The sequence below is a fragment of the Streptomyces sp. BA2 genome, assembly GCF_009769735.1.
In the GTDB taxonomy this organism is placed as follows: Bacteria; Actinomycetota; Actinomycetes; order Streptomycetales; family Streptomycetaceae; genus Streptomyces.
In genome coordinates this window covers 222,992-249,537 of sequence record NZ_WSRO01000002.1, presented here as the reverse complement: position 1 = coordinate 249,537, position 26,546 = coordinate 222,992, and the positions used below count along the sequence as shown (strand labels likewise).

25 protein-coding genes and 2 pseudogenes are annotated in these 26,546 nt (G+C 69.2%); 15 read left to right on the top strand and 12 right to left on the bottom strand.

The window, feature by feature from the left end; genetic code table 11:
- Window positions 1–77: 77 nt before the first annotated feature.
- Window positions 78–527, bottom strand: a complete 450-nt coding sequence (locus E5671_RS03755; protein WP_160502423.1) for an SgcJ/EcaC family oxidoreductase — start codon at window positions 525–527, stop codon at window positions 78–80.
- A 91-nt stretch (window positions 528–618) separates the two neighbouring features.
- Between E5671_RS03755 and E5671_RS03750 the strand changes: the two genes are divergently transcribed.
- Window positions 619–1,119 carry a MarR family winged helix-turn-helix transcriptional regulator gene (locus E5671_RS03750; RefSeq protein ID WP_160502422.1) on the top strand — a complete coding sequence of 167 codons (501 nt, stop codon included), beginning with the start codon at window positions 619–621 and terminating at the stop codon, window positions 1,117–1,119.
- Between the two features lie 122 nt (window positions 1,120–1,241).
- On the opposite strand, the gene E5671_RS03745 is transcribed toward E5671_RS03750, so the two are convergent.
- Both E5671_RS03745 and E5671_RS03735 read right to left on the bottom strand, forming a co-directional pair.
- Entirely contained in the window at window positions 1,242–1,565 is a 324-nt protein-coding gene (locus E5671_RS03745; protein WP_160502421.1) for an ArsR/SmtB family transcription factor, read from the bottom strand.
- Window positions 1,566–1,724: 159 nt separating this feature from the next.
- Window positions 1,725–2,627 carry a LysR family transcriptional regulator gene (locus E5671_RS03735; RefSeq protein ID WP_160502420.1) on the bottom strand — a complete coding sequence of 301 codons (903 nt, stop codon included), beginning with the start codon at window positions 2,625–2,627 and terminating at the stop codon, window positions 1,725–1,727.
- A 187-nt stretch (window positions 2,628–2,814) separates the two neighbouring features.
- Between E5671_RS03735 and E5671_RS03730 the strand changes: the two genes are divergently transcribed.
- Window positions 2,815–3,120: a DUF1330 domain-containing protein gene (locus E5671_RS03730; RefSeq protein ID WP_160502419.1), complete on the top strand. Its 306-nt coding sequence runs from the start codon at window positions 2,815–2,817 to the stop codon at window positions 3,118–3,120.
- Between the two features lie 232 nt (window positions 3,121–3,352).
- Here the strand turns inward: E5671_RS03730 and E5671_RS03725 are convergent.
- Window positions 3,353–3,961 (bottom strand): annotated as a pseudogene (locus E5671_RS03725) (ATP-binding protein); the annotation flags it as partial.
- Window positions 3,962–4,352: 391 nt separating this feature from the next.
- Window positions 4,353–5,129 carry a type I methionyl aminopeptidase gene (gene map / locus E5671_RS03720; RefSeq protein ID WP_160502418.1) on the bottom strand — a complete coding sequence of 259 codons (777 nt, stop codon included), beginning with the start codon at window positions 5,127–5,129 and terminating at the stop codon, window positions 4,353–4,355.
- A gap of 64 nt (window positions 5,130–5,193) precedes the next feature.
- Here map and E5671_RS03715 point away from each other — a divergent pair, with 64 nt between their 5' ends.
- The 3 genes from E5671_RS03715 (at window position 5,194) to E5671_RS45280 (ending at window position 7,110) form a co-directional block, all read left to right on the top strand.
- Window positions 5,194–5,499 (top strand): helix-turn-helix domain-containing protein, encoded by a 306-nt coding sequence (locus tag E5671_RS03715; RefSeq protein WP_160502417.1) that lies wholly within the window; start codon window positions 5,194–5,196, stop codon window positions 5,497–5,499.
- A 285-nt stretch (window positions 5,500–5,784) separates the two neighbouring features.
- A complete protein-coding gene (locus E5671_RS03710; RefSeq protein WP_160502416.1) occupies window positions 5,785–6,369 on the top strand; it encodes a hypothetical protein in 585 nt (194 codons plus the stop codon).
- A gap of 456 nt (window positions 6,370–6,825) precedes the next feature.
- The gene (locus E5671_RS45280) at window positions 6,826–7,110 is read left to right on the top strand and encodes a hypothetical protein (RefSeq protein WP_202121003.1); all 285 of its coding nucleotides are present in this window, start codon (window positions 6,826–6,828) and stop codon (window positions 7,108–7,110) included.
- A gap of 23 nt (window positions 7,111–7,133) precedes the next feature.
- Here E5671_RS45280 and E5671_RS03705 read toward each other — a convergent pair whose 3' ends face one another.
- Both E5671_RS03705 and E5671_RS03700 read right to left on the bottom strand, forming a co-directional pair.
- Window positions 7,134–7,568, bottom strand: a complete 435-nt coding sequence (locus E5671_RS03705; protein WP_336605652.1) for a hypothetical protein — start codon at window positions 7,566–7,568, stop codon at window positions 7,134–7,136.
- A gap of 282 nt (window positions 7,569–7,850) precedes the next feature.
- Window positions 7,851–8,480 (bottom strand): TetR/AcrR family transcriptional regulator, encoded by a 630-nt coding sequence (locus E5671_RS03700; RefSeq protein WP_160502415.1) that lies wholly within the window; start codon window positions 8,478–8,480, stop codon window positions 7,851–7,853.
- Between the two features lie 172 nt (window positions 8,481–8,652).
- Here E5671_RS03700 and E5671_RS03695 point away from each other — a divergent pair, with 172 nt between their 5' ends.
- Window positions 8,653–9,264: a DUF2867 domain-containing protein gene (locus E5671_RS03695; RefSeq protein WP_160502414.1), complete on the top strand. Its 612-nt coding sequence runs from the start codon at window positions 8,653–8,655 to the stop codon at window positions 9,262–9,264.
- A 213-nt stretch (window positions 9,265–9,477) separates the two neighbouring features.
- Here E5671_RS03695 and E5671_RS03690 read toward each other — a convergent pair whose 3' ends face one another.
- The 3 genes from E5671_RS03690 to E5671_RS03680 all read right to left on the bottom strand — a co-directional run bounded on the left by E5671_RS03690 (window position 9,478) and on the right by E5671_RS03680 (window position 13,869).
- Window positions 9,478–10,320, bottom strand: a complete 843-nt coding sequence (locus E5671_RS03690; protein WP_160502413.1) for an AAC(3) family N-acetyltransferase — start codon at window positions 10,318–10,320, stop codon at window positions 9,478–9,480.
- 83 nt (window positions 10,321–10,403) lie between these two features.
- The gene (locus E5671_RS46915) at window positions 10,404–12,674 is read right to left on the bottom strand and encodes a tetratricopeptide repeat protein (protein ID WP_160502412.1); all 2,271 of its coding nucleotides are present in this window, start codon (window positions 12,672–12,674) and stop codon (window positions 10,404–10,406) included.
- Between the two features lie 634 nt (window positions 12,675–13,308).
- Window positions 13,309–13,869: a TetR/AcrR family transcriptional regulator gene (locus E5671_RS03680; RefSeq protein WP_160502411.1), complete on the bottom strand. Its 561-nt coding sequence runs from the start codon at window positions 13,867–13,869 to the stop codon at window positions 13,309–13,311.
- Window positions 13,870–13,984: 115 nt separating this feature from the next.
- Between E5671_RS03680 and E5671_RS03675 the strand changes: the two genes are divergently transcribed.
- From E5671_RS03675 to E5671_RS03660, 4 genes are all read left to right on the top strand, one after another.
- Window positions 13,985–14,671, top strand: coding sequence for an SDR family oxidoreductase (locus E5671_RS03675; RefSeq protein WP_160502410.1), 687 nt, complete (start codon window positions 13,985–13,987; stop codon window positions 14,669–14,671).
- A gap of 56 nt (window positions 14,672–14,727) precedes the next feature.
- Window positions 14,728–15,783, top strand: a complete 1,056-nt coding sequence (locus E5671_RS03670) for an aldo/keto reductase (RefSeq protein WP_160502409.1) — start codon at window positions 14,728–14,730, stop codon at window positions 15,781–15,783.
- 136 nt (window positions 15,784–15,919) lie between these two features.
- The gene (locus E5671_RS03665) at window positions 15,920–16,924 is read left to right on the top strand and encodes an NADP-dependent oxidoreductase (protein ID WP_160502408.1); all 1,005 of its coding nucleotides are present in this window, start codon (window positions 15,920–15,922) and stop codon (window positions 16,922–16,924) included.
- A gap of 59 nt (window positions 16,925–16,983) precedes the next feature.
- Window positions 16,984–17,607, top strand: a complete 624-nt coding sequence (locus E5671_RS03660; RefSeq protein ID WP_237330089.1) for an alpha/beta fold hydrolase — start codon at window positions 16,984–16,986, stop codon at window positions 17,605–17,607.
- Between the two features lie 269 nt (window positions 17,608–17,876).
- Here the strand turns inward: E5671_RS03660 and E5671_RS03655 are convergent, their stop codons facing one another.
- Entirely contained in the window at window positions 17,877–18,302 is a 426-nt protein-coding gene (locus E5671_RS03655) for a DUF6299 family protein (RefSeq protein WP_160502407.1), read from the bottom strand.
- Window positions 18,303–18,930: 628 nt separating this feature from the next.
- Between E5671_RS03655 and E5671_RS46005 the strand changes: the two are divergent.
- The 3 genes and pseudogenes from E5671_RS46005 to E5671_RS03645 all read left to right on the top strand — a co-directional run.
- A pseudogene (locus E5671_RS46005) lies at window positions 18,931–19,133 on the top strand (hypothetical protein); the annotation flags it as partial.
- A gap of 264 nt (window positions 19,134–19,397) precedes the next feature.
- Window positions 19,398–19,631 (top strand): hypothetical protein, encoded by a 234-nt coding sequence (locus E5671_RS03650; protein ID WP_237330088.1) that lies wholly within the window; start codon window positions 19,398–19,400, stop codon window positions 19,629–19,631.
- A complete protein-coding gene (locus tag E5671_RS03645) occupies window positions 19,628–22,771 on the top strand; it encodes a helix-turn-helix transcriptional regulator (protein ID WP_336605651.1) in 3,144 nt (1,047 codons plus the stop codon). The genes E5671_RS03650 and E5671_RS03645 overlap by 4 nt, the downstream gene beginning before the upstream one ends.
- 242 nt (window positions 22,772–23,013) lie before the next feature.
- On the opposite strand, the gene E5671_RS46910 is transcribed toward E5671_RS03645, so the two are convergent.
- Window positions 23,014–23,580, bottom strand: coding sequence for a cytochrome P450 (locus E5671_RS46910; protein ID WP_160502405.1), 567 nt, complete (start codon window positions 23,578–23,580; stop codon window positions 23,014–23,016).
- 778 nt (window positions 23,581–24,358) lie between these two features.
- Here E5671_RS46910 and E5671_RS03630 point away from each other — a divergent pair.
- Together E5671_RS03630 and E5671_RS03625 are read left to right on the top strand one after the other, a co-directional pair.
- On the top strand, window positions 24,359–25,252 hold the full coding sequence (locus E5671_RS03630; protein WP_160502404.1) for an NAD-dependent protein deacetylase: 894 nt from the start codon (window positions 24,359–24,361) through the stop codon (window positions 25,250–25,252).
- Between the two features lie 414 nt (window positions 25,253–25,666).
- The gene (locus E5671_RS03625; protein WP_160502403.1) at window positions 25,667–26,491 is read left to right on the top strand and encodes a PP2C family protein-serine/threonine phosphatase; all 825 of its coding nucleotides are present in this window, start codon (window positions 25,667–25,669) and stop codon (window positions 26,489–26,491) included.
- Window positions 26,492–26,546: the final 55 nt, after the last annotated feature.

The following is a 26,546-nucleotide window of genomic DNA, read 5'->3' as shown; positions in this document are numbered from 1 at the left end:
ATGGGGCAGTGGTTGAGAAGTGCGGTGTGAGTGTGCTGGCGCCTGCCCATGCGCCGATGCGGGGCCAGCTTCACCGGTCACTTCTGGGATGCCGGGACGAGAGCGGGGGCGGCCTTGAAGGAGATGGCCTCCATAAGCGGCTTGCGCTTGGTGTTGTGGAAGGCCGCGATGCGCCACTGGCCGTCCGGCTCCCGGACCAGGGTGTAGGTCTGGACCTTGGTCAGCTTCTTCGGCTTGCTGCCCTTGTAGCTGTCGCCGCGGCCGGTGATCACGGCGGTGTCTGGCCCGTAGAAGCGGATGTCCAGGATCTCGTCGGCGAGCTGTGTGCCCTTGAGGAATTTGGCGAACAGCGTCCGGTGGCTGTCGATGATGTCGCGACGGCCCTGGTAGTACGTGCCGACGAAGGTGACGTAGGTGGCGTCCTGTGTGAAGTGCGCACCGTACGCGTCGGCGTCGTGGCGTCGCCAGGCGTCGACGAGTGAGGCGATCACCGTGGTGACGGCATTCCGGTCGTCCGTGGTGGGCATGAAATTCTCCAGGTGGTTGCACTGATGCAGGTATTGCAGGTATGCATTATCTGCATGCATGCAGCTAACTATGCAAGGGGCACCCAGGGACATGGCAGACCCGACGCCGGCAGGCGAGCACTTGGTCTTCCGTCAGTACCTCGACGCTGTGGGACTCCACGGCATGGCCGGGGCGGAAGCGGTGGGGCTCAGCGCCTCCGAGTGGTATGCGCTCAGCCAGATCGCGTTGGAGGGCACGCTCACCTCGGGAGAACTGGCCGCGCGTACCGGTCTCACCACCGGGGCGACCACTCGCCTGATCGACCGGCTGGAGCGAGCCGGATTCGCCCGCCGGGTTGCCGATCCGGATGATCGACGCAAGGTCATCGTCGAGCCGGTGGCCGACTCCCTCGACCGTATTGAGAAGGTGGTCGGGCCTGCCCGGCGCCAGATCGCCGAGGTTCTCAGTCGGTACACGCCCGACCAACGCGCCGTTCTCTTCGACTACTTCGCTCACGCCGCCCCTGCTTTCCGGGCGGCCACCGAGGAGATCCGGGACGCGGCAGCACACCGTCGTCAGGGCAAGGGAGGCGCGGCGGCCCGCCGCTCGTGAGGGCGGCGGGCCGTCGAGTCGGAACCGGCAGGTGCCAGCTGGCCTTGGCGGTTGCTTCGGCTCGGGTGCGGGTGCGGGTGCGGCGATAGGAGCGCCATGGTCATCGAGCGTCGAGGTCAGCCTCAGGCAGTGGGGTCAAGTGTGGGCAGCGTGGCGGCGAGGACGGCGTCAAGGAGTCCGGGAAAGCGGGCGTCGAGGTCTTCGAGGCGCAGATCAACGGACTTGTAGCGGCCGACCTTGTGTTCGCGGGTCACGCCGGCTTCGCGCAGCACGCGCCAGTGGAAGGTGGCGGTGGCTTTGGTGACGTTCATGGGAAGGCTGCCGCAGGTGCGCTCTCCCTTCGAGGCGGCGAGTTCGCGCACGATGCCAATTCGGACGGGGCGACCGAGGGCGGCCAGAACATCTTCGACGAGGAGCTGGTCGCGATGGGGGTGGTACGTCGCCATGCTTGGCCCTGGGGCCATCATCGGATGCTGATCCGCCGGCGTAGTGAGGTCGTGTCGGACATTCAGCAAGACCGCCGTCGTCATCACCGCGAAGTCCGCCGGGCGCAAGGCCTTTGGCCTCGCCACCGCAGGCGTCCGTCTCGCTTGACCTCTTGCGCGTCAGTCCGGCAGCCAGTGCAGCTCGTGCGCCAGGGTTTTGGCGACGGCACGGATGCGGCGGTGCAGCGGCGACTGCTCGCGTGGGAGGACCAGGTGGATCGTCAGGCTGGGCGCGCCTCGCAGCGGTCGCCAGGTGAGACCGGCCGGTTGTGCCGTGGCCGCGGCTTCTCCGGCCGGGGCGAGGGTGACCCCGTCGCGCAGGTCGCGCTGAGACATGTCGAAAGAGACTGCGGGCGTGTGGAATCGGGGGTGTGGTCGGGTGTCTCGGAACAGTGCGGACAGCTGATCGTGGATCACGGGGTTGGCCGCACGGTCCGGGAGGCGCAGCGGATACGCGGCCGCCTCGGCGATCTCGATCTCCGGGTGTTCGGCCAGCGGATGGTGCTGCGCCAGCTGGACCCCGATGCGCGCACGCCGCAGCAGGAACCGGTGCACGCCACGGCCCGGCTGTTCACCGCGGGTGATCCCGGCATCGATGCGGCCGTCGGCGACCGCGGGGGAGATCTCCGGTGTCGCCATCGGGACCGCGCCGACCTCGAGTCCGCTGTTGCCGCGAATCAGCCTGTCCACCAGGGCCGGTGCCGTCTCGGCCCCAGTGCTGAGGCTGTATCCGATGCGCAGCGTGCCCAGTTCACCGGCCGCCGCGCTCCGGGCGGTGTCCCATGCCCGGTCCAGCGCCGCCAGCGAGGGCGGCGCGGACTCCGCCAAAGCCGCACCGGCCGTGGTCAATACGACGCTACGCGTGTCTCGAACCAGCAGGGCCGTACCGAGTTCCGCCTCCAATCGGCGCATCCGGGCGCTGAGTGCGGGCTGTGCGATACCGATGCGTGCGGCCGCGCGGGTGAAGTTCAACTCCTGCGCCAGCACCAGGAAGTACCGCAGGCTCACCGTATCCGGCGCCACGTGCCCCCCTGCCGATTGATAACGATCCGTTCTGAGTCTATCCCGTATCGGTCTTTCCCCTGACTCCACGTCAAGCCCTAACCTGCGCATATGACGCTTCAACTGACCTCAGTGCCCGTCGCCGGGATCGATCGATCTGAGTGTCAATTCGAAGTCGGACGTGTCCGGCCGAACACAGGAGGTTTCCATGGCTAAGGGCTACTGGGTCAGTGTCTACCCCGCCATTTCCGACCCTGAGAGGCTGACTGCCTACGACAAGCTGGCCGGTCCGGCTGTCCAGGCTGGGGGCGGGCGCGTCCTGTCCCGGATCCCGTCCAGTGGCGGTCGAGTTGTCGCCCACGAGGCCGGAATCACGCAACGCGTCGTTCTGATCGAGTTCGACAGCTTTGAACAGGCCGTCGCGGCATACGAGAGTGAGGCATACCAGAAGGCGCTGGTGGCCCTCCCCGACGGCGTCGAGCGCGACTTCCGCATTGTCGACGGCATCGACTGACCGGCGGGCCAGGCATCGCTGAGCATCCGTAAGCCGGCCGCCTAGCCACACCACAGGCACCACCCTCACCCGAAAGCTCGGGCAGGGTGTCACACACTGCACACCGTCGGGCAGACCCACCCGGGCCTGCCCGACAGGCCGTCTCCCGAGAGATCCCGCACAACTTGTCAGCCCATAGCGAGAAGGCTGAGTTCGGGGCCGCTGCCGGGAGGGTCTCCCGCGCGGCGGCCGGTCAGCTGGCTTCGGCGCGCTCGGCCACCGCCTTCGTGTGGGCGAGCCGGTAGGACTCGGTGCCAGTCTGGATGATCGCGCCGTTGAAGGTGAGCCGGTCGACGATGGCCGCGCAGAGCCGCGGATCTGTGAACGTCTTCGTCCACCCGGAAAACGACTCGTTGGAAGCAATCGCGACGCTGTTCTTCTCTTCCCGCTCCGTCAGCACCTGGAACAGCAACTCGGCTCCGCGCCGGTCGAGTTCCATGTAGCCGAGTTCATCGATCGCGAGTAGGTCGACGCGTCCGTAGCGGGCGATGGTCTTCGACAGCTGCTTCTCGTCGGCGGCTTTGACCAGTTCGTTGACCAGCTTCGTGGCCAGCACGTAGCGGACGCGGTAGCCGAGCATGGCGGCCTCGGTCCCCAACGCGATCAGCAGGTGGGACTTGCCGGTGCCGGAGTCGCCGATCAGGCAGAGCGGCTCGCCCTCCTTGACCCAGTCGCAGGTGGCCAGTGTGTTGACCGTGGCCGGGTCGATACTGGGCTTGGCATCGCACTCCAGCGCGTCCGCGTCCGCGGTCAGTGCCCCGGCCCGGTGGGCGGCCGCGAGACCGTTGACGACGTGGTCGTGCTCCATGTGCCGGGCCAGCAGCAGCACCTCGATCAGGGCTCGGGTGCCCGCGGCCTCGCCGTGGGCTGCGCGGGCGGCAGCCCACCGGAAGCGTCAAGCATCCCCTCGGAGGCCGTTACCTCCTCGAAGTCGACGTCGGCCGATAGTCGCGATCGCGAAGCCACCCCCGCAACACCCCCGAACCAACGACAAACCTCAGAAGTCTCGGGGCGGAGTCTCAGGCGAAGGCCACGAAGAAGAAGGCCAGTTGTCAGTGCTGCCTGCAAACATGCCGCATGAGCAAAGGCATGCTGGACCTCCGCTAGGACCAGTGGCTAGGCGCGCGTGAGCCGAGGGGCGCCGTACCTCATGCCGCCGCCTGCAGCGGTACTGCGGGCGTGGCGCCTCGTGGCTACGCCTGCGTGGGCAGAGTGAGGATTTCGGCTCCGTCGTCAGTGATGGCGATGGTGTGCTCGCTGTGTGCCGTCCGGCAGCCCGTTGCGCTGCGCAACGTCCAGCCGTCGGCGTCGGTGACGAGCGTGGCGGTGTCGGCCATGACCCAGGGCTCCAAGGCCAGGAGCAGTCCAGGGCGGAGCTTGTAGCCCCGGCCGGGCCGTCCGTTGTTCGCGACGTGTGGGTCCTGATGCATGGTCGAGCCGATGCCGTGACCGCCGAACTCAAGGTTGATCGGGTAGCCGGCCTCGCTGAGGACCGTACCGATGGCGTGGGAGAGGTCGCCGATGCGTGCCCCTGGCTTGGCGGCTGCAATGCCCGCGGCCAGTGCGCGTTCGGTCGTCTCGATCATCGCGACGCTCTCCGCCGGCCGGGCCTTGCCCACGAGGAAGCTGATCGCGGCATCCGCGGCCACTCCGCGCGTGGAGACAGCCAGGTCGAGGGTCAGCAGGTCGCCGTCGGCCAGCGTGTAGTTGTGGGGCCGGCCGTGGAGCACGGCGTCGTTGACGGCCGTGCAGATGTAGTGGCCGAAGGGGCCGCGACCGAAGGACGGCGCGTAGTCGACGTAGCAGGACTGTGCGCCCGCCTCAGTGATCATTTCCTTGGCCCACTGGTCGATGTCCAGAAGGTTCGTGCCGGCCGTGCTGCGCTGCTTCAGCGTGTGCAGGATGTCGCCGACCAGCGCTCCGGTGTCCTTCGCCCGCTCGAGCCGGGTGGAGTTCAGGATCTCAATCATGGGGGCCTCTCACGCGCTTCCAATAACTATACCGTTCTAACTGTACCGGTATTAGAATGGCTACATGGTCAGGTTGCCGCTCACTCCCGCCGAGGTCGAACGCGGACAGCGCCTCGGTGCCCTGCTCCGCCAGGCCCGGGGCCGCCGCTCGATGCTCGACGTCGCGCTCGCCGCGGGCATCTCGCCGGAGACACTCCGAAAGATCGAATCCGGCCGCGTGGCCACCCCCGCCTTTCCGACCATCGCCGCGATCGCCGACATCCTCGGGTTGTCCCTTGACACGGTCTGGGCCGAAATCAACCAGCCGGAGCGCGCTGGCGAGGACCGGTCGGTCCGGCCTGTCGCCCGGGCCGCGCTGTTCGCCTCGTAAGCTGTTCGCCTTGTAACCCGCCGCGTCGCTCCCGTGCGGCGTTGCGCCGCGGTGGCCTTCGAGTACCCACGCGGTGGCGGTGTCGGTGCACAGGGATCGCATCGCTGCCGAAGGAGTTGGGTTTCGGCTCGGGTGTCGGGTGTGACCCGCTGGCGGCACCTCCCGCCGTAGTCCCCGCCAGCTGGCTCACGCTCAGGCTGGCAGTGGCATCGGTGACGCCGCCCGCCCCGGCTGTACCCGACGGGGGCCTGCGGTGAGTTGGGGGGCGGCGGATAGCGTGCGGGCATGGCGATGACGGGGAAGCGGCGGGTCCTGTACCGGCAAGGCAGCGGGTTCTGGCGGATGACGGCGAAGTGGGTTCTGGTCTTCGGGGTCCTGTACGTGCTGGACGGCGGGCTGGTCCGGTCATGGGGCAATGCCTTGGTCTGGCCGATGATCGGGATCCTGCTGTGGGCGCCGTTCGGGGTCGGCATCGTCTGGTACTCGAAGAAGGACCAGCGGTTCGCGCTGACGGAGCGTGAAATGCGGCTGCGGCGCAAGCGGCTGCCGATGGAAAAGGTGAACCTGCTGCACGTGGCGCGGTTGTGGCTGGAGGGGCGGTCGACCGCGGACGACCAGCCGGTGCTGGAATGGCCACGGTTCGACCGGGTGGTGTGGATGCCGCTGCGGGACGGCCGGGCGATCGGCGTGGAGTTCCGCGACCCGGCCGCGTTCGCCAAGGTTTTCGGCGCTTTCGCGGTCGCGGCGTGCGGCGGGCCGGACATCGTCCGCGCGAGGGCCGCAGCGGAGACCTACCCGGATCCGCTCCCGTTACGGCACCGCCCCGCCACGGACGGCTCCAGGCTGGACATCGTGGACATCTTCAACTGAGCGCCGAAAACGCACGGTAAGGGGGGGCAGCGGTCCGCCAGGGGGCGCGGGGGTCATAAAGTTCCATGCCCGGAACTCGTCCCACTTCGGCCCGCCTGCCCGGCTCTCCCGCCCGGCTCGCCCGCAGTGCAGGCCGGCTCCGGCTCGGCGAGCATCGCCTCGGGCAGCATCGACGCCATACCCGTATGCCCTCAACCCACCTCTTGACGGTGATCATTTGAGCCTCTCGGGGCGCGGGCGCAACGTCTCTGCATGCGCGGGGGGCAGGGCTGGGCAGGCGAGGAGCACCGCGTGCGGGGGCGGGGTCGTCCCCGTAGGAGCCAGCCGTACGGTCGAAAGCAGTAGAGGTCTTATCCGACAAGTACATGGCCCCGATCGAGGGGGCATGCTCACTCGATCCGGGGTCATCGGCGAGCGTGGGCGTACCGCCGGTGTGCCGGCCCGTGTTGCAGTGGCATGGACAGCACTTCCACCACGACCGGGTGTCTCCTGGACCAGGAGGGGCACGATCCGGCGTACGTCGAACTCGCCGATGCGTACGGGGCGAACCCGCCGATCTACTCCGCCTTGGTGGCCGAGTGGTGGGCCAGGGGGCGGATGGTGCCCGGATGGCGCGATGCGCAGTGGAGTGCCCTCACCATGCCGCCCAAGGCAGGGCGAGGCGACGTGGGCGCCGGGGTCGGCGCGGGGCGGGGGGAACGTGTGGGCGCCTCTCAGGCCGGTGCGGATCCCGTCAGTTGACGAATCCGCACCGACGGACGTGATCACTCCAGCCTTCCGCCGGTGTCCAGGGCGCTCGTTCCGCGCGGCGCGAGTCGGCCGCGATGGGTCCCGATGACAGCGGTCGTCTTGCCGGGGTCAGGGGGTGCGGCGGGCTCGAGGAGGGCGGCCAGTATCCCGGTGGCCTGTTGGAGCGCCAGTTCCACGGTGGCGGGGGAGAACAGGGTGCCGCTGCCGTCGGGAGGAACGAGCCACCGCAAGGGGCCCGTTGCCCGATGGGGGGCCGGTACGGCAATCCACGCGTCCTTGCCCGCGTAACGGATACCGGAGCCGACCCAGCGGCTTTCGGGATCCGGGGGCAGGAAGAAGCCCACCCGGTGGGCGGCGAAGTCCGCAAGCGTGGGGCCGGGTTCCTGCAGCGGGGTGCGCAACAGAACGTCCAGGGCGAAAAGGCCCAACTCCTCCGGCACACTCAGCACATCCCAAAACCGTCCGGATGACAGCACCGCGGTCCCGTTCTCCGCGTGCCAAGCTCTCTTGCACGCCCGGGGGTCCGTCGCAGCGGCGGCAAGCCACTCGACTGCTCGTTTCGCGTGACTTCTCATGCGCTCCTCCACCATGGCTGATGTCTTGCTGCCAGATCTGACCCCCTCGACAGACCGCAAGAATGCGCGAATTCCCATGTTCTGGCCCGATTCGCCATGCTCATGCTGGTAGATATTTCTACGGGGCGGAAGAGGTGGCGCGACGTGGCGTTTTCGTTACGGCGCCACCTCACTGCCGGAGTCGTCTGGGGTGGCAGGGGGCTCGGTGCTGGTGAGGGCGAGTACCGCGTCGAGAAGTGCGGGGAGTTGGTCGGGGGATCCGGACAGCAGGAACAACCAGGCGAAGATGGGGCCGACCAGCAGGGCGTTGAGGATGGCCGGGTCGGGGCGGATGGTGAGCTCCCCGCGTGCCACGGCGCGGTCCAGGATCTCGGTGAGGGTCCGGCGCTGGACGCCGAGGTACTTCGCGTCGAACCGTTCGAGCAGTGCGGAGTCGGCGTGGATGTCGGCCAGCAGGCCGGGAATCGTCCCCGGCGGTGGTGAGGTCATGCTGTCCGCGATCTCGGCGAGCACGGCGGCCAGGTCGGCGCGGAGCGATCCGTGGTCGGGTGCCACGGCCAGGAACTGGCCCGGGGTGAGGACGTCAAAGATCATTTCTTGCTTGGTGGCGTGGCGCCGGTAGATCGCCGCCTTGCCCACGCCGGCACGCGCTGCCACCTCGCCCATCGTGAGCCGCGCGTACCCCACATCGGTCAGCAGCTCCAGCACGGCGGAGGCGATGGCGTCATCGACGCGACTGTCCCGGGGGCGGCCCCCCTGGCTTCGGGGTTGATTTCGAGCAGACATGCATGCATCATACGGAACTCGGAGTATCGAAACTAGCGGTTCCGTAACTGATGGTTCGGCAATCCTCGGCTCGGTCGCCGCCTGGTCACCTCACGCGGCGCGCAGTCCTCGGGAGCGGCCCGCCCGCCCCGTCCCGAGTGGGTGGCGCGCACCAGGTCGGAAGGAATGACAGATGCGAATCCCGAAAGCCGCCCACACCGCACAGCCGTGGCGGATCCACGAGTTCACCCACGACTTCCGGATCGAGGACGTGTGGTCCTTCCGCGCCCCCGGTGCCGGGCGCGACGACTTTCCCGTGATGCTCGACGCGCTCAAGGCGGCCTATGACACTCGCAAGGAGCCCGCCGCCGTCCGGTTCCTGTTCGCGGTGCGATGGAAGCTCGGTGGCCTGCTCGGCTGGGAGGATCCTCAGGCGGGTCTGGGGAGGCGGGTTGCCTCGCTGCGCGACCGCCTCCCGCGTGACCTCGCCCGGACCGCGAAGGACGCCACCCCCTGCACCGACCCGTTCACCGAGGTGTACCTGCTCGACGACGAGGCCGCGCGCGAACTGGCCAACAAGACCGTCCACGACATCATGCATCTGGGCTGGGTACCGACCGGCGACGGCGGATACGAACTGCACATGGCGGCCCTGGTCAAACCCAACGGGGTGTTCGGACGGCTGTACATGGCCTTCATCGCACCGTTCCGCTACCTGATCATCTACCCCGCATTGACGCGTCAGTGGGAACAGGCCTGGCGAGACCGCGCGCGCCTGCTCGCCAAGACGGACCCCGCCGGCTGACACCCCTGCCCTCAAGGGGGGCAGCACTTCGACACCCGATGATTGAGTCCAGACCCCGGCCCGGACGACGGCACCCCCCCAACGCACAAAGACGTGGCGGCCACTGGGAAGGGCAGCGATGCTGCTGCGCGGACCGCACGTCCGCACCGGGTGCCGGGCTCACCCGCCCATGCGCAGCGGTCGTGCCCGTGTCCCGGGGCGGGCCCGGTTGGATCATCCCAAAGGAATCGGGCCGATCGGACCGCCGGCCACCGAGTCTCGGCAGGCGAGGCAAGCCGCGTCGGCGCAGTGGGTCACGCTCTGATCAGCGGTCATGGCGGCGACTGCGGCGGCAAGTGTCTCCTTCGCCGGGTAGGCGCTCCATCGGGACTCGCTCACCCGGGCAGTGCGTGGCAGCGATCGCAGCCAAGGTTCCAGGCGTGGGAATCCCTCTGAGCACGACCCTGTCTCCACCATGATCACTCTGTTGTCGGCTGCGCGCGCCCAGCGGACGGGGAGTCGTCGGCCGGAGTCCTGTTCGGCGAGGTGGAGCGCAGTCATCCGGTTCAGTTCGACACCCAGCAGGAGTATGGCGCCGTTCTCGTCTGCAAGCGTGCGCACGGGGCCGTACACGTTGGTGGGGGTCTGCGCGGCGACGAGTTCGGCAGCTTGCGGCCCTACGGCCGCGAAGGAATTGAGCGGGTGTCGGCCGCGTCGCGCCTTGCCGCGTGCGAGTAGTCGCGCCGGAAGGACGCCCATGCCTGAGTTGATGACTTCGCAGTCGACGGTGTAGTTGGCGGCTGCCTGGGGCCGGGGCGTTGCCTTGTCGAGGACTGCGTAGTCGATTCCGTTTCGGGCCGGGCGCATCGTGGTCGGGGGGACGACGCCGAACTGCGGTTCGGTGAACGACGGGACCAGGACCGTGCAGCCACGGGAGAGCAAGGCGTCCAGAACAGCGTCCGCCCCGCCCTCAACGGGCATACCGAAGGACCGAAGCGATGCATGGACCATGACCGGCCGCTGCGCCAGCGCCAGTTCGTCGATCGTCGCGACGAGCTCTTCAGCGGTGATCGTCATGATGTCGCGTTCCCCTCTGTCTGGTGCTCCGGGTGATCTGTCGGGTGCTCCGGGTGATTTGGGTGGTGTGCTGTGAAGCGTTCTCAGGCGACGTGGAATGCGTCGGCGATATGACGGTTTCCGAGCTGCTGGAGCGCCGAAAGAGTCGCCAGCGTGTCGGGATGCTCCTCTCCGAGCGCCCGTCGGCGTGCCCGGAGAACGTTCTCGTACTCGGCCGCTGCCTTGCTCCAACGGCCTTGCAGGGCCAGGATCCAGGCTAGTTCGTGATGGGCGGACAGGGTGTGGTGGTGCTCGTCGCCGAGTACCTGCAGGCGAGTTTCCAGCAGTTGCCGGTACTTCACCTCCGCCTCAGCGGGCCGACCGCGCCTGGCCGTGATCCACGCCAGCTCGTGGAGTGTCGCCAGCGTGTGCGGATGCTCCTCGCCGAGAACCTGTCGTCGGGTCCGCAGGACGGACCGCAGCTCCGCCTCGGCATCCTCCAGGCGCCCCTGGTTCGCCAACGCCCAGCCATGTTCGTGTCTGGTGAACAGGGTGGCGATGTGCTCCTCGCCGAGCACCCTCCGGAGAGCGGGCAGGACACGCCGGTAGCCGCTCTCCGCCTCTTCCCGCCGTTCCTGGGCGGCGGCGATCCAGGCTAGTTCGTGGCGAGTGACCAGCGTGTCGGGATAGTCCTCCCCGAGTAGCCGTCGACGTGCCACGAACACCTGTCGATACATGGCCTCCGCCTGGTTCCGGCGTCCCATGGCGGCCGAATCCCATGCAAGCTGGTGCCGGAGTTGGAGGACTACGGGGTGATCCGCATCGAGACCGGACGCGCGGTCCAAGGCGGCAAGGCACAAGCTTTCGCCGACATCGATGGCTCCGCTCTGGTCGATGGCGCAGCCTGTGGTGCAGACGGCTGAGACCAGCGCTGCGAGGTGCTCCTGCGTCAAGTGCGGAGCAACAGTGTCGAGCAGGGTGCGCAGATGTGTGCCGATCAACCGGAAGCGTGGCCAGTCGGCGGGCGCGTACGGGCTCAGGCCGGACAGCTCGGAGGTGATGACTTCGACAGCGACTCGCCGAACGAGATTCGCGTCCGGCTCGTCGCCCGGGCGTGCGACGGCCGACGAAAGGTGGATGCGATTGGCGTCTGCCACGACCGGGTGGATCACGATCGCGGTCTGCGGGCCGGATACTCGTGCCTCGATCAGGCCCAGCTTGTCGAGACCGCGCAGTGCCTCCTCCAGTTGGTCCGCGTTGTCGGCGTCCCCCTCGTCGATCTGGCCAAAAGCTCGTGGCCGGAGCAGGCACGCGATGTGACGAGCGTCGAGCAGGTCGAGCGGTATCGGGGTTGCGGGGGCCCAGCAGGACAGCAAGCGGAGTAGGGGACGCGCGTGTGGCACTCCGCATCGCGCCAGGTCGTCGAGGGAGATCTCCCACGTTCGCGTCACCACGCCACGAGCCTCCGCCCGGGGGTCGTCCAGTAGCCGTACCCCGCCACCGCTGTCGAGTACGTGGCGGTAGTCGGCGAAGGTTCGCCATCGTGCAACGGCGGTATCCAGGTACGTTCCTGCCAGATACAGCGCCAGCGGCAGGCCACCCAGACGCTGGGCCAGCAACTGTGCCTCGGCCTCATCTCCCGCCCGGGGAGCCAGATCAAGCAACACTCGGGCGCCGGCGCCCTCATCCACCGGATCCATCCGACACACCTTGGCGTGGCGCCCCCACGTTCGTGGGTCGGAGTTCCGGCTCGTCACCACGGTCAGTCCGCGGGCCGACGGGCGTATCCAGCCGGTTCCGTCGCCCACCGCCGAGGCACCCCCGGCAAGCACCTCCGGGTCATCAGCCGCATCGAAGACCAACAGCCACCCGGGCGCCGCCCGCTCCAGCAACGACCAGAACCGGTCAGGGGCATCCGGTGCCCCCGACGCCAACGCCTCCAGGTCGGCGGGGTCGGCATTCAACTGCCGGGCAACAGTGACCAGCCCGGCCGCGAGACTTGACTGATCCGCAGCCGAGACCCACCACACCCGTCTGCTCCAACGGCCTGACCTCCGGCCGCGGGCAGCACGCTCGGCCAGCGCCGTGGCCACCGTCGACTTGCCGATGCCGCCCATCCCTACAAGCACGATGGTTGTCGCGGGGGGCCTGCGCGTCCACTTCCACAGTGGTCCCAGTATCTGATCGCGGCCGTGCGTCTCGAGCGGCAACGCCCCGGTGGGTGGCACCACCGACACCCCGAACAGGGTCAGCGCCCCTGGCACCGGTTCCTGACGGTTCTCCACGGGCTGGACCCGCAACTGCAGCCACGCCATTCCCAGCCCGGCATACGTCCCCAATGTGCCCACGGCAGTCCAGACCAGGCTCGCGTCCACCAGTCCCCCCGGGAAAGAGTGCACAGGACTCCGTGACACATGCTTCCAGCTGTGCTTTGCGCGCAAACCAGCGCAGTGGGGCGGTCGGGGAGCGCGGAGAGGCACTCCAGGGCAGTCCGAGAGTCCGCTCCACAGAGACACTAGCGATGAGCGGTCGAATGCATCGGGCTCAGAGGAGTCGTCGGTATTTATCGTGGTCGCAGCCGCGGTCCCCCAGGAGCGCGGCGGATCTCGGTCGTGGTCCGCCGGCGACGCCGGGTACAGCTGGGATCTTGTCGAGCAACGGCAGCAGTTGGGTTACGTCGTTGCAGTTCCCGCCGGTCAGCGAGACCGCGAACGGGATGCCCTGCCCATCGGAGGACGCTGCGTCTGCTGCCCGGGCGTGCGCGGTCGAACGGGCCGGGCCCGCTTTTGGGCCCCGCCGAGCGGCCAGGACATGGGAAGCCCAACTCCTGGGCCAGGTACTCCTATTGGATACCGGTGTGCAGGACGAACAAGATCCCGCAGAGCGCCTGCCGGTCCGGCACCCGCGGTCTGCCCTCAACCTGCTTCGGAGCGGATTCGGGCAGCGACGCCGTGCAGGCGAAGGCGATCCAGGTCGGTTGCGACGGCCCGGACCGTGCCGTGCCCCCGATCAGCTGCTCTTCGTCAAGGCGGTTCGCGCGGTGGTGAGGATCTCCTCGGAGAGCGGGGAGCCCTTGGTGGCCCGGGCCAGGACGAGTGCGCCGAGCATGGTGCACAGCCGGGCGATGCCGTCCTGGTCGTCGGTGGCGAGAAAGCCGGCGAAGTCGTCCACTCCCTTGGTGTAGACGCGACGCGCCTCGCGATCTCCGGTTTCGCGCGCGATGTCGCCGGCGAGTGCGGCGACCGGGCAGCCGTCCGCCGCTCTGTCGCGATGTTCGACGGAGAGGTAGGCGTCGATCAGCGCCCGCTGCGCCGCGTCGCGCTGCCCGGCGTGCCGCTCGAGTCCGTCCTTGTGCAGCTGGGCTAGTTCGTCGAACGCGTGGGCGGTGGCTTCGTCGACGAGCGCCTCTTTGGAGGCGAACTGCTTGTAGAAGCCGCCGTGGGTGAGGCCGGACGCCTTCATGAGGTCGGCGACGCTGATGTGGGTGCCCTGTTCCCGGAACAGCCGGGATGCGGTTTCCACAACCCGCCGGCGGTTCTCCGCCGCCTGCGCCTGCGATACGCGGCCCATGAGCCACCTCCCGGTTGGATGTCGATTGCCATCTATCCTAGACTGTGGTTTAGATTGTAGTCATAATCTAATTACGCGGGCTGCTCGTCGCCCGCACGCAACGTCGGGAGTGGGCATGGAACTGAAGGACGCGGTCGCGGTGGTCACAGGCGCCAACCGGGGGCTCGGGCGGCATCTGGCCGCCCAGCTCGTGGAGCGCGGGGCGAAGGTGTACGCGGCGGCCCGCCGCCCCGAGACGGTGGACCTGCCCGGCGTCACCCCGCTGAGGCTGGACGTGACGGACGAGGATTCGATCCGGGCCGCGGCCCGCACCGCGTCCGACGCGACGCTGCTGGTGAACAACGCCGGCATCTCCACCGCCACACCGCTGATCGCGGGCCGCTTGGACGCGGTGCGCGGGGAGATGGAGACGAACTTCTTCGGTCCGCTCGCCGTGACACGGACTTTCGCCCCCGTCATGGAGGGCAACGGCGGCGGAGCGGTGCTCAACGTCCTGTCCGTCCTGTCCTGGCTGCACCCGGCCGGCCTCGGGTCCTACGCCGCCGCCAAGGCCGCCGCATGGGCGCTGACGAATGCGACCCGCGAGGAACTGGCGCCCCGCGGGATCACCGTCTCGGCACTGCACGTCGGATACATGGACACCGACATGGCCGCGGGAGTCCCAGCCGATCAGAAGGCCGACCCCGCCGATGTCGCCGCGCAGGCCCTGTACGGCATCGAAGGGGGCCTGCCCGAGATCCTCGCCGACGAGACCACCCGGTACGTCAGGCAGAGCCTGGCCGCTTCGCCCGGCGGGACGTGAGGCACGCCCCGCCGCACCGCCTCCCTCTTGTCGACTTCCTGGAGTAAGGACACCTGATGCGTTACACGACCTTCGGACACCGGACCGGACTGCGCGTATCCGAATACGCGCTCGGCACCGCGAACTTCGGCACCGGCTGGGGCGCCGGAGCCGAGGCGGACGAGGCACGCCGGATCTTCGACCGGTTCGCCGAGGCGGGCGGCACCTTCCTCGACAGCGCGGACGGCTACCAGTTCGGCGAGTCGGAGGAACTGACAGGAAAGCTGATCTCCGCCGACCGCGAGCACTTCGTGCTGGCCACCAAGTTCGCCCTCGGTGCCGCCCCGCAGCCGGACATCTCCAAGACGGGCAACAGCCGCAAGAACATGGTCGCCTCCGTGGAGGCCAGCCTGAAGCGCCTGGGCACCGACTACATCGACCTGCTGTGGGTGCACTTTCCGGACGAGCTCACCCCCATGGAAGAGATCCTGCGCGGGCTCGACGACCTGGTGAGCTCCGGCAAGATCCACCATGCCGCGCTGTCCAACTTCCCCGCCTGGCGCGTCTCGCGCGCGGTGACCCTCGCGGACCTGAAGAACTGGGCCCCGATCGTGGGCATCCAGTACGAGTACAGCCTCGTCGAGCGCACGGCCGACCGCGAGCTGCTCCCGATGGCCGAGAGCCTCGGACTCGGCGCCGCCCTGTGGTCCCCGCTCGGCGGCGGACTGCTCACCGGCAAGTACCGCAACTCCGCCGAGGGGCGCCTGAGCGACCTGGGCATGGTCATCCACACCGAGAGCACCGACCAGAAGGCCGCCGTAGTGGACACCGTCCTGGCCATCGCCGAGGAGACCGGCGTACCGCCCGCCCAGGTGTCGGTGGCCTGGGTTCGTGAGCGCGCCGCACGCTCCGTGGCCACGCTCGTCCCGATCATCGGCCCGCGCACTCTCGCCCAGCTCGACAGCTACCTCGGTGCCCTCGACGTCCACCTGACCGAGGAGCAGCACACCCGCCTGAACGAAGTCAGCGCGGTCCCACTCGGCGTGCCCCACGTGGGGATCTCCGCTTCCCTGGGCCGCCTCCAGGGAGGTGCCGCCGAGCGTGTCATCGCCCCGGTCGTGCCGGTGGCGTGACAGGCGAACGCGGCTGAGGAGACAGTGCGCCCGCGCCGCGGCCAAGAAAACGACACAAACTGTCGCGTACTGGGAGAAGCCCGGGGCGAACGGTGACCCCGCCCTCTCACGGACGGGAAACGGAACGGAGACGACGATGAAGGCTTTCATGGTCGAGAAGTACGGCGATCAAGCCGGGATGCGCGCCGCCGAGGTACCCGACCCCCAGGTGGGCCCCGACGACGTCCTGGTCAAGATCCACGCGGCAGGCGTCAACCCGCTGGATCTCAGGATCCGCAACGGGGACTTCAAGGCGTTCATGCCCTACCGTCTCCCGCTCGTCCTGGGCAACGACCTCGCCGGGGAGGTCCTCCAGGTCGGGTCGTCCGTCACCCGGTTCGCGGTGGGCGACGAGGTCTACGCCCGGCCCGACAAGGACAGCATCGGCACCTTCGCCGAACTCATTGCCGTCCATCAGGACGACTTGGCACTCAAACCCGCCACCCTCTCCATGACAGATGCCGCCTCCCTTCCCCTGGTCGCCCTGACCGCATGGCAGGCACTGGTCGAGCGGACCCATGTACAGCCGGGCCAGAAGGTCCTCATCCACGCGGGTGCCGGCGGCCTCGGCTCCATCGCCGTCCAGCTGGCGAAGGCGCTCGGCGCGCACGTGGCCACCACCGCGAGCACCGCCAAGGTCGACCTGGTGAGGGAACTCGGCGCGGACGTCGTCGTCGACTACCGCACACAGGCCTTCGAGGAGAACCTCGACGGCTACGACGTCGTCCTGGACAGCCTCGGCGGCGAGAACCTCGCCAAATCCCTGCGTGTACTCAAGCCCGGCGGCACGGCCATCAGCGTCGCGGGCCCACCCGACGCGGCCTTCGCCCGCGAACTCGGAGCGAACCCGATCCTGCGCCTGGCGATGAGCGCGCTGAGCTTCAAGACCCGGCGCAGCGCCAAGCGCCACGGCGTGACGTACTCGTTCCTGTTCATGAAGGCCAGCGGCGACCAACTGCGCGAACTCACACCGCTCATCGACGCCGGGAAGATCCGCCCCGTCGTCGATCGCGTCTTCCCGTTCGACGACACACTTCAGGCCATGGAATACGTCGAGAAGGGCCGTGCGAAGGCCGGCAAGGTCGTCGTCGCGATGACCTGAGGGCAGGCACGAGCCCCCTGCACACCCCATCCCCCCCCCACGCGGCCCCAGGGCAAGCCATGAACGCACAGTCCAGTTCCCCCGCCCCCACCCCCGCCCCGTCGTCGTACAAGAGCACGCCGACCCGTTCCGTGTCCGTGCGCGGCGTGGACTTCGTCTACCGGCTGCTCGGTCCGGACGACGGCGTACCGCTGATCCTCCTCAACCACCTGGCCGCGGTCCTGGACAACTGGGACCCCCGCGTCGTCGACGGACTCGCCGCAAGACGCCGAGTGATCACCTTCGACAACCGCGGAGTCGGTGCGTCCGGCGGCTCCACGCCCGACACCATCGAGGCGATGGCCCGCGACACGGTGCTGTTCATCCGAGCCCTCGGGTACGACCGTGTCGACTTGCTCGGCCTGTCGATGGGCGGCTTCATCGCCCAGGTCGTCGCAGCGGAGGAACCGCACCTCGTGCGCACGATCATCCTCGCGGGCACGGGCCCCGCCGGAGGCCCTGGCATCGACAAGGTCACAAGCCTCACCATCAAGGACACCCTCAAGGCGGTCCTGACCCGCAAGCGACAAGCCCATCTCCCTCTCGTCGTTCCGCGCCCAGCTGAAGGCCATCCACCTATGGGGCGTCCAGGCGCCGGCCGATCTGTCGCGCATCCACCATCCGGCTCTCGTGGCCAACGGTGAGAGCGACCGAATGGTCCCCAGTGTCAACACACGCGACCTGGCAGCCCGGTTGCCCCAGGGAGAACTCGTACCCCTCTACCCCGACGCCGGCCACGGAGGGCTCTTCCAGTACCACGACGAATTCGTCGCACGGGCGCTCAGATTCCTCGAATCGTAGCCTCGGGCGCTTGCCCGCCCTGTTGCCCCGGGCGGGCGTGAGAGCTGCCGGCATCGCTCGGCGGCAAGGAGGCAAAGGGGCGGGCCTCCATAGGCGTCTGTGATCTGTGCTCTCAGCCCTCGGTGAGCTTGATGTCCTGCCGGTGCATGGCGTGGAAGTACGGCAGCGGGAGGCCGTTTCGGGAGGCGAGTTCCATCACGGTGGCTTCGACGTGGGCGGTGCCCGGCTTGAGGGTGGAGGGCGAGGGGCGTCCGGTGTTGGTCCAGTCGTGCTCCTCGCCGTCGCAGACCGCGCGGGTGCCGCCGATGCCGTGGCGGACACGGCTGTCGCCCTGTGTGAGGGAGGAGGACACGAAGGCAGGGCCGGTGCCGCTGGTGCACCGGTAGGTTCCCGAGAGGGTGATGGTGCCGTCCGGGGCGAGGCGGCCGGTGGGGTCGACGGTCACTGTCTCGCCCGGGGCGGCGATCGCGTCGGCGGCCGGTGCGGTGAGCAGGAGTAGCGAGGCGATGGTGGCGGTTGTGGCCTTGCGGAATGACATGAGGGCCTCTTGGAGCAGGAGGAACGCGGGGTCTCCATCTATAGCGGGCCTCGTGAACCAGGCAGGGTCCGACACGACAGGCTTCCTCCTGATCCCGTTCACATTCGCGCATGAGGGTCAGTGCAGTGGTGCAGGCCATCCCAGCCGTCCAGCGACACCGTTACGCGGTCGTGTGCCGGCGCGGGCGGCTTCTCCAAGTTGCGTGACGATCACGATGGGCCGGGAGATGAGGCCGGCCGTGCAGGCGGACGTCTGCGAAGGGCGCTGGGTCCCTGTCGCGGCCAGTCGGCGAGCCGGGGGGGGGGCGACCTCGACGGCCGCGAAGTGCCCGACCATGCAGCAACTAGCCCAGTACTGCCCACTGTTCATCTGAGGGGTCACTTCGTCCTACACCGAGATCATCACGGTCTGGGCGAGTCACCATGCGTCCTGCGCCAGCGGTGCTGGCGGAAGGGCGCCCTTGCAGGGGAGGGGGGAGGGCGAGGGCGGAGTGTGGCCGGTGGTGGTGCGCGTCGCGCCTGGCTGTGCGTGTAACAGGGATGAATCAGGAGTGGTTGGGCGGAATGGCTCGCTGGGGAGGGCGGGTCCTGGTGGTCAGAAACGCTTGCTCGTCTCTCGCTCAGCGTCCATCAACTACCCGATGAACGACTCGGGCGGCTCCGGTGTCCGTGTCAAGCGGGGCTGCTGGTGACCTCGTCGGACGAGACGAAGTCGGTCACCCTCGACTGGCCGGGCGCCGCCACATTGCCCGTCACCGACGGTGCCGGATCCCCGGTGAAGCCACAGCGAGGTCCAACCCTACGAACCCGGCATGAGGGGCTGGTCAGTTGACTGCACCAAATGCTGGGCACGGTCCGCCAAGGCCAGTGGGGGAGACCGAGTGCCGCGCCCGCCCGGCTGGCCCAGGCCCGCTCGCCGTGGCCGTCCGGCTTGGCGACGACGTAGCGGCTTCGGGGGCCTGGCGCGTCGCGTGCTCCACAGGGCGACGAGGATGCGGGGCGTGCTGAGAGCCTTCCCTAAGGTCCCCTTCCCTCAGGCCTAAGGCACGCCTCCGTGCGGCAAGATGCGCAAGCCTCCCGATGTGGCGCCCTCACCTTGGAGACGACGCTGGAAGCGCAGCAAGAGACCAGCTCGTCCAGGGAGACCGTCATGATGCATCACGAGTTCCAAAGCGCTCGCCAGGCCGAGGTGCTCGCCCGCGCGGCGCGGCGCCGTCTGATCCGCGAGGCAAAGCAGGCCGCGAAGGCGGTGCGTACTGCCGACAGGATCTCCGCCGCAGAGAGGCCCTCCGGCGGCGCCAGCCGTCAGTGCTACGTCCGCACCGCGTGAGCGAGCAAGGGCGTCGCCTGGCCGGGCGCCCGGCTGAAGCGGCCCCCGCCGAGACCGAGGCCGGGGCCGAGATCGAGACCGAGATCGAGACCGAGATCGAATCCGCTGTTCCTGACCTCGTACGTCATGCAATGCTCGGCACCGTGCAAAGCAGTCACATAAGCCCCTTCTTCGTGGGCCGCAGCGCCGAACTGGCCGCCCTCGGCGAGGCCCTGTCCCGGGCGGACGCCGGGGAGCCCTGCGCTCTGGTCGTCGGCGGTGAGGCCGGCGTCGGCAAGACCCGGCTCCTGGAGGAGTTTCTCGGCCGGGCCGCCGCGGACGGGGCCGTCGTCGCCCTGGGCGGCTGCGTCGAGACCGGCGCCGACGCCCTGCCGTACCACCCCGTCTCCACCGCCCTGCGCTCCCTGCGACGCCAGCTCGGCGCGGAACTCCACGCCGCCGTCGCCGGCCAGGAGGGCGAGCTCGCCCGGCTGCTCCCCGAGCTCGGGGAGATGGACCTGGGCCTCCCCGAAACCGACGGCCGTGCCCGGCTCTTCGAGCTCACCGTCCGCCTCCTTGAGCGCCTCGCCGCGGACCGGACCCTCATCCTGGCCTTGGAGGACCTGCACTGGGCCGACCGCTCCACCCGCGAGCTGCTCAGCTTTCTGCTGCGCGCCGTCACCGACAGCCGCCTGCTCATCGTCGCCACCTACCGCGCCGACGACCTGCACCGTCGCCACCCGTTGCGCCCCGCCCTCGCCGAGTACGAGCGGCTGCGCACCGTCACCAGCCTCGCGCTGCCCCGCTTCGACCGCACCGAAGTCCGCCGCCAGCTCACCGCCATTCGCGGCGATGCCCCGCCCGAGCAGCTCCTTGACCGGGTCTTCGAACGCTCCGAGGGCAACGCGTTCTTCGTGGAGGAGCTGGCCCGCAGCATCGTCGAAGGCTCCCCGGGCGGCATCAGCGAATCCCTGCGCGACCTGTTGCTGGTCCGGATCGAGGCACTGCCGGACGAGGTGCAGCGCGTGGCGCGGATCGCCGCCGAGGGCGGGTCCGAGGTGGAGTTCCCTCTCCTTGCCGCCGTCACGGGCCTCGCCGAGGACGAACTGATCGAGATCCTGCGTGCCGCTGTCGGTGCCGCCGTCCTGCAGCCCTCCCATGAGGGTGAGTCCTTCCGCTTCAGACACGCCCTGATGCGCGAGGCCGTGGCCGGCGACCTGCTGCCCGGGGAGCGCTCCCGGCTCAGCCGGCGCTATGCGGAGGCGCTGGAGGCCGATCCGACGCTCGTACGGTCCGAGGAGCGGGCCGGGCGCCTTGCCGGTTACTGGTTCGACGCCCGCGACCCCGCCAGAGCGCTGCCTGCGATGATCGCCGCGGCGGCCGCCGCCCGTGGCCGGCACGCGTTCGCCGAGCAGCACCAACTGCTCGAGCGGGCACTGGAGGTGTGGGACGACGCCCCCGAGGAGCTGCGCCGCAAGGCGATGCGGCAGGGTGTCGAGGACGGCCTGAGCCCGGCCATCTCCCCGGACATGCCCGGGGACTTCGTGGACCTGCTCGCCGCGATGACTGTTGCCGCGCGCCTCGCGGGAGAGCGGGAGCGGGCGCTCGCCCTCTGCAACCGGGCGCTGCGCAAACTGGAAGGCGACCCTCTGCGAGCGGCCTGGTTCTGGACCGAGCGCTACCAACTCGTGCGCGACCTCTCCCGTTCCGACGGCTGGGACGAGATCGTCCAGGCCCAGAAGCTGCTCAAGGGCCTCGCGCCGTCCGTCGTACACGCCGATGTGCTGACGCATGCGGCGCACTGGTACGCCGTGCACCAGCCGGGGCCGAAGGCGGTCGAGACCGCCGAAGAGGCGGTGGAACTCTGCCGGATGACGGGCGCCGAGAACACCGGCCTTGCCGCGCAGCTCACCCTGGCCTGGCTCACCATCAACTTGGGCGACGTCGAGGCCGGACTCGAGCGGGCTCGCGACGTGTGCGCCCGTGACCTCGAACCGGGCAACGCCAGGGTCCTGCTTCAAGGCCACGGCAACTTGTCCACTGCGCTGCACGGCATCGGCCGCTACACCGAGGCCGTCGAGGTCGCCGAGGAGGGCAGCGGCCTTGCCGAGCGCCACGGGCTGCCGGACACCGCCTCGTTCATCGACGCCAACCTCGCCGAGTCCCTCACCCAGCTCGGCCGCTGGGTCGACGCCGACGCGGTGCTCAAGAGGGCAGGCGGCCGCCGCGGGGCGAGCCTCCGCACCCGGGGGCAGATCGCCGGGCAGCGGGCGGAACTGGCCCTGGCCCGGGGCGCCTACGACGAAGCCCGGCGGCTGATGGAGGAGTCCGACAGCTGGACCTCCGGCCGCTACCCGGAGCCGCAGCACAGCCTGGCCATGGCCCGGGTCGCCATCGCCCTTGCGGCTGCCGACGGCCGGATCCTCGACGTCCGCTCCCTGCTCGATACGGCGGTCGGCGAGGCCATCGCCCCCGGCCACCAACGCTACGGCTGGCCGCTGCTGTACGAGGCCGCGGCGGCGGAGGCGCGGGCCCGCGGGCACGCGGTGGCCGAGCTGGGGCGCGAGGCGGCGCTGGAGCAGATCCGCGAGGCGATGCGGGGCCAGCCCGAATTCGCACCGCTGTGGGCCGTGCTGTCCCAGATGACCGAGGCCGAACTACTCACCACCGAGGGCCGGGACACCATCGCCCGCTGGACGGAGGCCGTCGCCGCCACCGAGCAGTTGGAGGCCCCGGTGCTGCTTGCCACCGCCCGGTTGCGGCTCGCGGAGGCCCTGATCACCCATGGCGGCGCCGGGTCCCGCGAAGCGGCCGGTGAGTTGCTGCGCCAGGCCGAGGCGGTGACGCGCGAGCTGGGCGCGACGCCGCTCGGGACGGAGATCACCACGCTGGCCGGCCGCGCCCGGATCCCGCTGCGGCAGGGCGATCGGGAGGCGGCCCCGCCCCCGGAGCCGGCTGCGGCGCTGGGGCTGACCGTCCGGGAGCGGGACGTGCTGCGGCTGGTCGCCGCTGGGCGGAGCAACCGGAGAATCGCGCAGGAGCTGTTCATCTCGCCGAAGACGGCGAGCGTGCATGTCTCCAACATCCTGGCCAAGCTGGGCGCTTCAGGCCGAGGGGAGGCCGCGGCCATCGCGCACCGGCTGGGGGTTTTCGACGAGTGACGCTCCGTTGAGGTTCACAGCTTGCGCGGAAGCTGGCCGACGACCGCCGTTCCGGAGAGCACCATCAGGCTCTCCGTGGTGTGCGGGACATGCGCGGCCGACTCCTGGGTCAGGCCCTCAGCGATGGTGACGCCCGCCGCGGCGCCGGGCGCCGGGTCGTCGAGGACAGCGCTGCGTACGAAATCTTGTCATTCTCCATCTCGGCGCGGTTCCAGAAGGCACCCGACTCGTCGCTCATTCACTCACGCCCATCTGCGCGGCCTCTTAACGCGCCGAGAGCCGAGGCGTTGGGCGCCGGTCGTGTGGTCCCATTTGACGGGCAACTTCTGGGGGCCGCGGACCGTGGCACTGGCACTCCAGGTCACGGCGTCGTCGGCAGCAGCCAGCCGAAGACCCGGTAGGCGGTTGAACAGGACAGTCAGCGCCGTGCGAAGTTCTGCGCGGACGAGCTCGGCGCCGAGGCAGTGGTGAGGGCCCCGTCCGAAGGACAGATGGTGGGGTGCGGCGCGCAGGGGGATGAAGCGGTCGGGCTCGTTGAACACGTGCGGGTCTCGGTTCGCTGTGCCGAAGGCCACCGCGGCACGGGACCCGGTATGTGTCAATCGAGTCATGCCTATGGTGATGGACGGGCTGTAGCGCAGCGTCTCCTCGACCGTCGCGTCCAGCAGCGCAGGGTCGGCCAGCAGGCGGGCCAGGTGGCTGGGGTGGACAAAAAGGCAAAGCAGCGCGTTGGCCAGCTGATTCGAAGCCAGGATGTGCCCGTCAAAGAACAAAGAGGCGGCCAACCCCGTCAGCTCCTGCCCGCTCACAGCACCACCTTTGTGAGCTTCGGCCAATTCCCCCAAAAGTCCGCCAAGGCGACGGGAAGAGAGAAGCAGGTCGCTCACAGCGCGATGTAGACCCGTCTCCGCCCGATACAGCTGCGGTCCGCTCGTGTCGGGGCCAGCCGATCTCGCACACGACCAGCGGTACAGCTCCCCTCGCACTTGTTCCGGTACTCCGAGCACGTCGCAGTGCGTCGCGTAGGCGAAGGGGATACAGAATTCGGTCATCACGTCACAGTTGGCCCCCGACCTGCGCATGCGTTCGGTCAGAGCATGCGCACGCCGTTGCAGCATCGGAACGCGCCGCGTGATCGCGCGGGCAGAGAAGGCGGAGCTCACCAGGGTACGGATGCGCGTGTGTTGCGGTGGGTCCATCTCCGTCACCGACATCGCGGAAGCCGGTCCGGACGGTACTTGCAACAGACGGGCGCGGCTGTTCCGCGGGTCGACCAGGAACCGGCGTGCCTCGCCATAGGAACTGACGAGCCGGCGGTCCGCCGGAGCGGGCCCGTCCAGGGCACTGTGGCAGGAACCCGAGGTGTACGCGTGCCCCCCGCTGCCGTGCACCACAGATCCCACGTTGCCTCCCATTTCGTTGTCACCGTCCACTGCGCTGACGTCCAGTCGGAAATCGGAGACCCGCCCCTGTCGATGCTGGATTGAACGCCAACAGTTCCACAGCGCGCATCAGCGGCCTGGTGGGATTCGCGCTGATGTCCGTGTGATCGCCGTACGCGGGCGTCCGAAACGTAGGCTGGCAGTCATGCGGACACGCCCCACGCTGACCTGGGAGCCCACTGGCGGCTTGCCCCCGGCCCTGACCGACCTCACGGCCGTCGTCGAGGCGGTGCGCGGAGGCGGGGTCGCGGTACTGAGCGGGGCCGGGCTGTCCACCGAGTCCGGCATCCCGGACTACCGTGGCGAGCACGGCTCCCTGCGTCGGCACACTCCCATGACGTACCAGGAGTTCGTCGGCGCCGAGCAGGCCAGGCGGCGGTATTGGGCTCGCAGTCAGCTGGGGTGGCGGGCCATGACGCGCGCCCGTCCGAACGCCGGTCATCGGGCCGTGACCGCCTTGGCCGAAGCAGGTCTGGTCACCGGTGTGATCACACAGAACGTCGACGGGCTGCAGCAATCCGCCGGGGCCCGGGATGTCATCGAACTCCATGGAAGCCTAAGCAGGGTGGTATGCCTGGCCTGTGGGCAAGGCAGCGCCCGTTCGGAGCTCGACCAACGGCTGCGTGAAGTCAATCCGGGGTTCGAGGCTGCCGCCGAGCGTTACCGTGCGGCGCGGGTCAATCCGGACGGTGACGTCGAACTGCCCGAGGAGGCGGTGCGCGAGTTCCGGGTGGTGGCGTGTTCGGCCTGTGGCGACGGGGTCCTCAAGCCTGACGTCGTTTTCTTCGGAGAGAATGTGCCCCTCGAGCGGGTTGCGGCGTGCCGACACCTTGTCGAGGAGGCTGCCGTCCTGCTGGTGCTCGGCTCCTCCCTCACCGTCATGTCCGGGCTGCGTTTCGTGCGCCAGGCGGCGGATTCCGGCACGCCGGTCCTGATCGTCAATCAGGGCCCGACCCGAGGTGACCGTTGGGCCACCCAGCGAGTCGAGTTGCCCCTCGGGGAGGCGCTGCCCGCCCTGGTGACGCGGGTGTGTCCCTGAGGGCGACAGGCCTGGTGGCCATGGCATCACCTGCCGCGCGGCACAGCTCCGCACAGTCGCCGGCGTGCCCACAAGATGCCGTCGGCGGCTTGGATGAGGTCGGCGACGGTGCGCAGCGCATGGGCGATCCCCCGCCGCTCGGCTCGGCCGGGGCGGCGTAGCGCGTCTGCCGGGGCAGGAGCATCAACAGGATGCCGCTGCGCAGGAACAGCGGCACCGGTCACCACGGCCGGGCCGTGACGATCTGGTGGCACGCCGCTCGCTCAGGGAGCCGTATGGATTTTCGGGGGAGGCGTGACAGGGTGCGATGGTCGCCCTTTGCGGGCAGACTTGAGCGCGAGGTTGTGCCAGTGGTGCATGTGGCGGAGACCAGCTGAACTGACGCGGGGTGCTCTCGCGGAACCGGGGCGATCAATGTTCCGTACGCAGGCGGCCGACGACAGTGACGAGCTGCTCGCCAGGCTCGGGGCGCTGACTGCCCGGGCTCGGGAGCTCGCTGAGATGCAGCGCTCCCGGGTTGAGCTGGCAGTGGCGCTGCAGCGCGGCATGCTGCCTCATGATCTTCCGCAGCCTCCTGGCGTCCGGCTGGCCGTGGGCTACATGCCCGCCAATCACGGGCTCAACGTCGGGGGAGACTGGTACGACGCCTTCACGATGCCCGACGGCCGTATCGGCCTGTCCATCGGTGACGTGCAGGGGCACAACATCAAGGCCGCCGCGTTCATGGGGCAGGTCCGTGTGGCCTTGCGTGCGCTGGCCTCCGTCACGGGCGACCCAGGGGAACTGCTCATGCGTACCAACGATCTCCTGGTCGCCCTGGGCGCGGACCTCTTCGCGACGTGTAGTTTTCTCCGGCTTGATCCGGCCACCGGCGCCTTGGAGTGCGCTCGGGCCGGCCACATCCCCCACATCTGGGCCACGGCCGACGGCCGGTCTGGTATCGACGAAGGTGAGTGCGGCCCCCCGCTCGGCGTGCTCGAAGGCGCCGAGTACCCCGTGGTGTGCCGCCGTCTCACCACGGATGGTGTCGTCGTGCTGCTGACCGACGGAGTGGTGGAAGGGCCGTCACTGAGCCTCGATGACGGCCTGCGGCGGGTGATGCGCCTCGCCGAGATCACTACCGCTGCCGGGCTGGGCATCAACGCTCTTGTAGGCGGTGTAATGCGGCTGGCGGACACGGTGGGGCATGAGGACGATGCCGCCGTCCTCGTCGTCGGCCACGACGCCGGCGCCCTGTAGTGGTGCCCCCCCACCGCACGCCCGTGGACTGAGGCGAGGGGGGAAGACGCCCGAA

What these genes read in the sequence shown, in the direction of transcription:
- E5671_RS03755 (WP_160502423.1), bottom strand. Translation starts at nt 527, where the DNA reads ATGCCCACCACGGACGACCGGAATGCCGTCACCACGGTGATCGCCTCA.
- E5671_RS03750 (WP_160502422.1), top strand. Translation starts at nt 619, where the DNA reads ATGGCAGACCCGACGCCGGCAGGCGAGCACTTGGTCTTCCGTCAGTAC.
- E5671_RS03745 (WP_160502421.1), bottom strand. Translation starts at nt 1,565, where the DNA reads ATGGCGACGTACCACCCCCATCGCGACCAGCTCCTCGTCGAAGATGTT.
- E5671_RS03730 (WP_160502419.1), top strand. Translation starts at nt 2,815, where the DNA reads ATGGCTAAGGGCTACTGGGTCAGTGTCTACCCCGCCATTTCCGACCCT.
- map (WP_160502418.1), bottom strand. Translation starts at nt 5,129, where the DNA reads ATGATTGAGATCCTGAACTCCACCCGGCTCGAGCGGGCGAAGGACACC.
- E5671_RS03715 (WP_160502417.1), top strand. Translation starts at nt 5,194, where the DNA reads ATGGTCAGGTTGCCGCTCACTCCCGCCGAGGTCGAACGCGGACAGCGC.
- E5671_RS03710 (WP_160502416.1), top strand. Translation starts at nt 5,785, where the DNA reads ATGGCGATGACGGGGAAGCGGCGGGTCCTGTACCGGCAAGGCAGCGGG.
- E5671_RS45280 (WP_202121003.1), top strand. Translation starts at nt 6,826, where the DNA reads ATGGACAGCACTTCCACCACGACCGGGTGTCTCCTGGACCAGGAGGGG.
- E5671_RS03700 (WP_160502415.1), bottom strand. Translation starts at nt 8,480, where the DNA reads ATGTCTGCTCGAAATCAACCCCGAAGCCAGGGGGGCCGCCCCCGGGAC.
- E5671_RS03695 (WP_160502414.1), top strand. Translation starts at nt 8,653, where the DNA reads ATGCGAATCCCGAAAGCCGCCCACACCGCACAGCCGTGGCGGATCCAC.
- E5671_RS03690 (WP_160502413.1), bottom strand. Translation starts at nt 10,320, where the DNA reads ATGACGATCACCGCTGAAGAGCTCGTCGCGACGATCGACGAACTGGCG.
- E5671_RS03680 (WP_160502411.1), bottom strand. Translation starts at nt 13,869, where the DNA reads ATGGGCCGCGTATCGCAGGCGCAGGCGGCGGAGAACCGCCGGCGGGTT.
- E5671_RS03675 (WP_160502410.1), top strand. Translation starts at nt 13,985, where the DNA reads ATGGAACTGAAGGACGCGGTCGCGGTGGTCACAGGCGCCAACCGGGGG.
- E5671_RS03670 (WP_160502409.1), top strand. Translation starts at nt 14,728, where the DNA reads ATGCGTTACACGACCTTCGGACACCGGACCGGACTGCGCGTATCCGAA.
- E5671_RS03665 (WP_160502408.1), top strand. Translation starts at nt 15,920, where the DNA reads ATGAAGGCTTTCATGGTCGAGAAGTACGGCGATCAAGCCGGGATGCGC.
- E5671_RS03660 (WP_237330089.1), top strand. Translation starts at nt 16,984, where the DNA reads ATGAACGCACAGTCCAGTTCCCCCGCCCCCACCCCCGCCCCGTCGTCG.
- E5671_RS03655 (WP_160502407.1), bottom strand. Translation starts at nt 18,302, where the DNA reads ATGTCATTCCGCAAGGCCACAACCGCCACCATCGCCTCGCTACTCCTG.
- E5671_RS03630 (WP_160502404.1), top strand. Translation starts at nt 24,359, where the DNA reads ATGCGGACACGCCCCACGCTGACCTGGGAGCCCACTGGCGGCTTGCCC.
- E5671_RS03625 (WP_160502403.1), top strand. Translation starts at nt 25,667, where the DNA reads ATGTTCCGTACGCAGGCGGCCGACGACAGTGACGAGCTGCTCGCCAGG.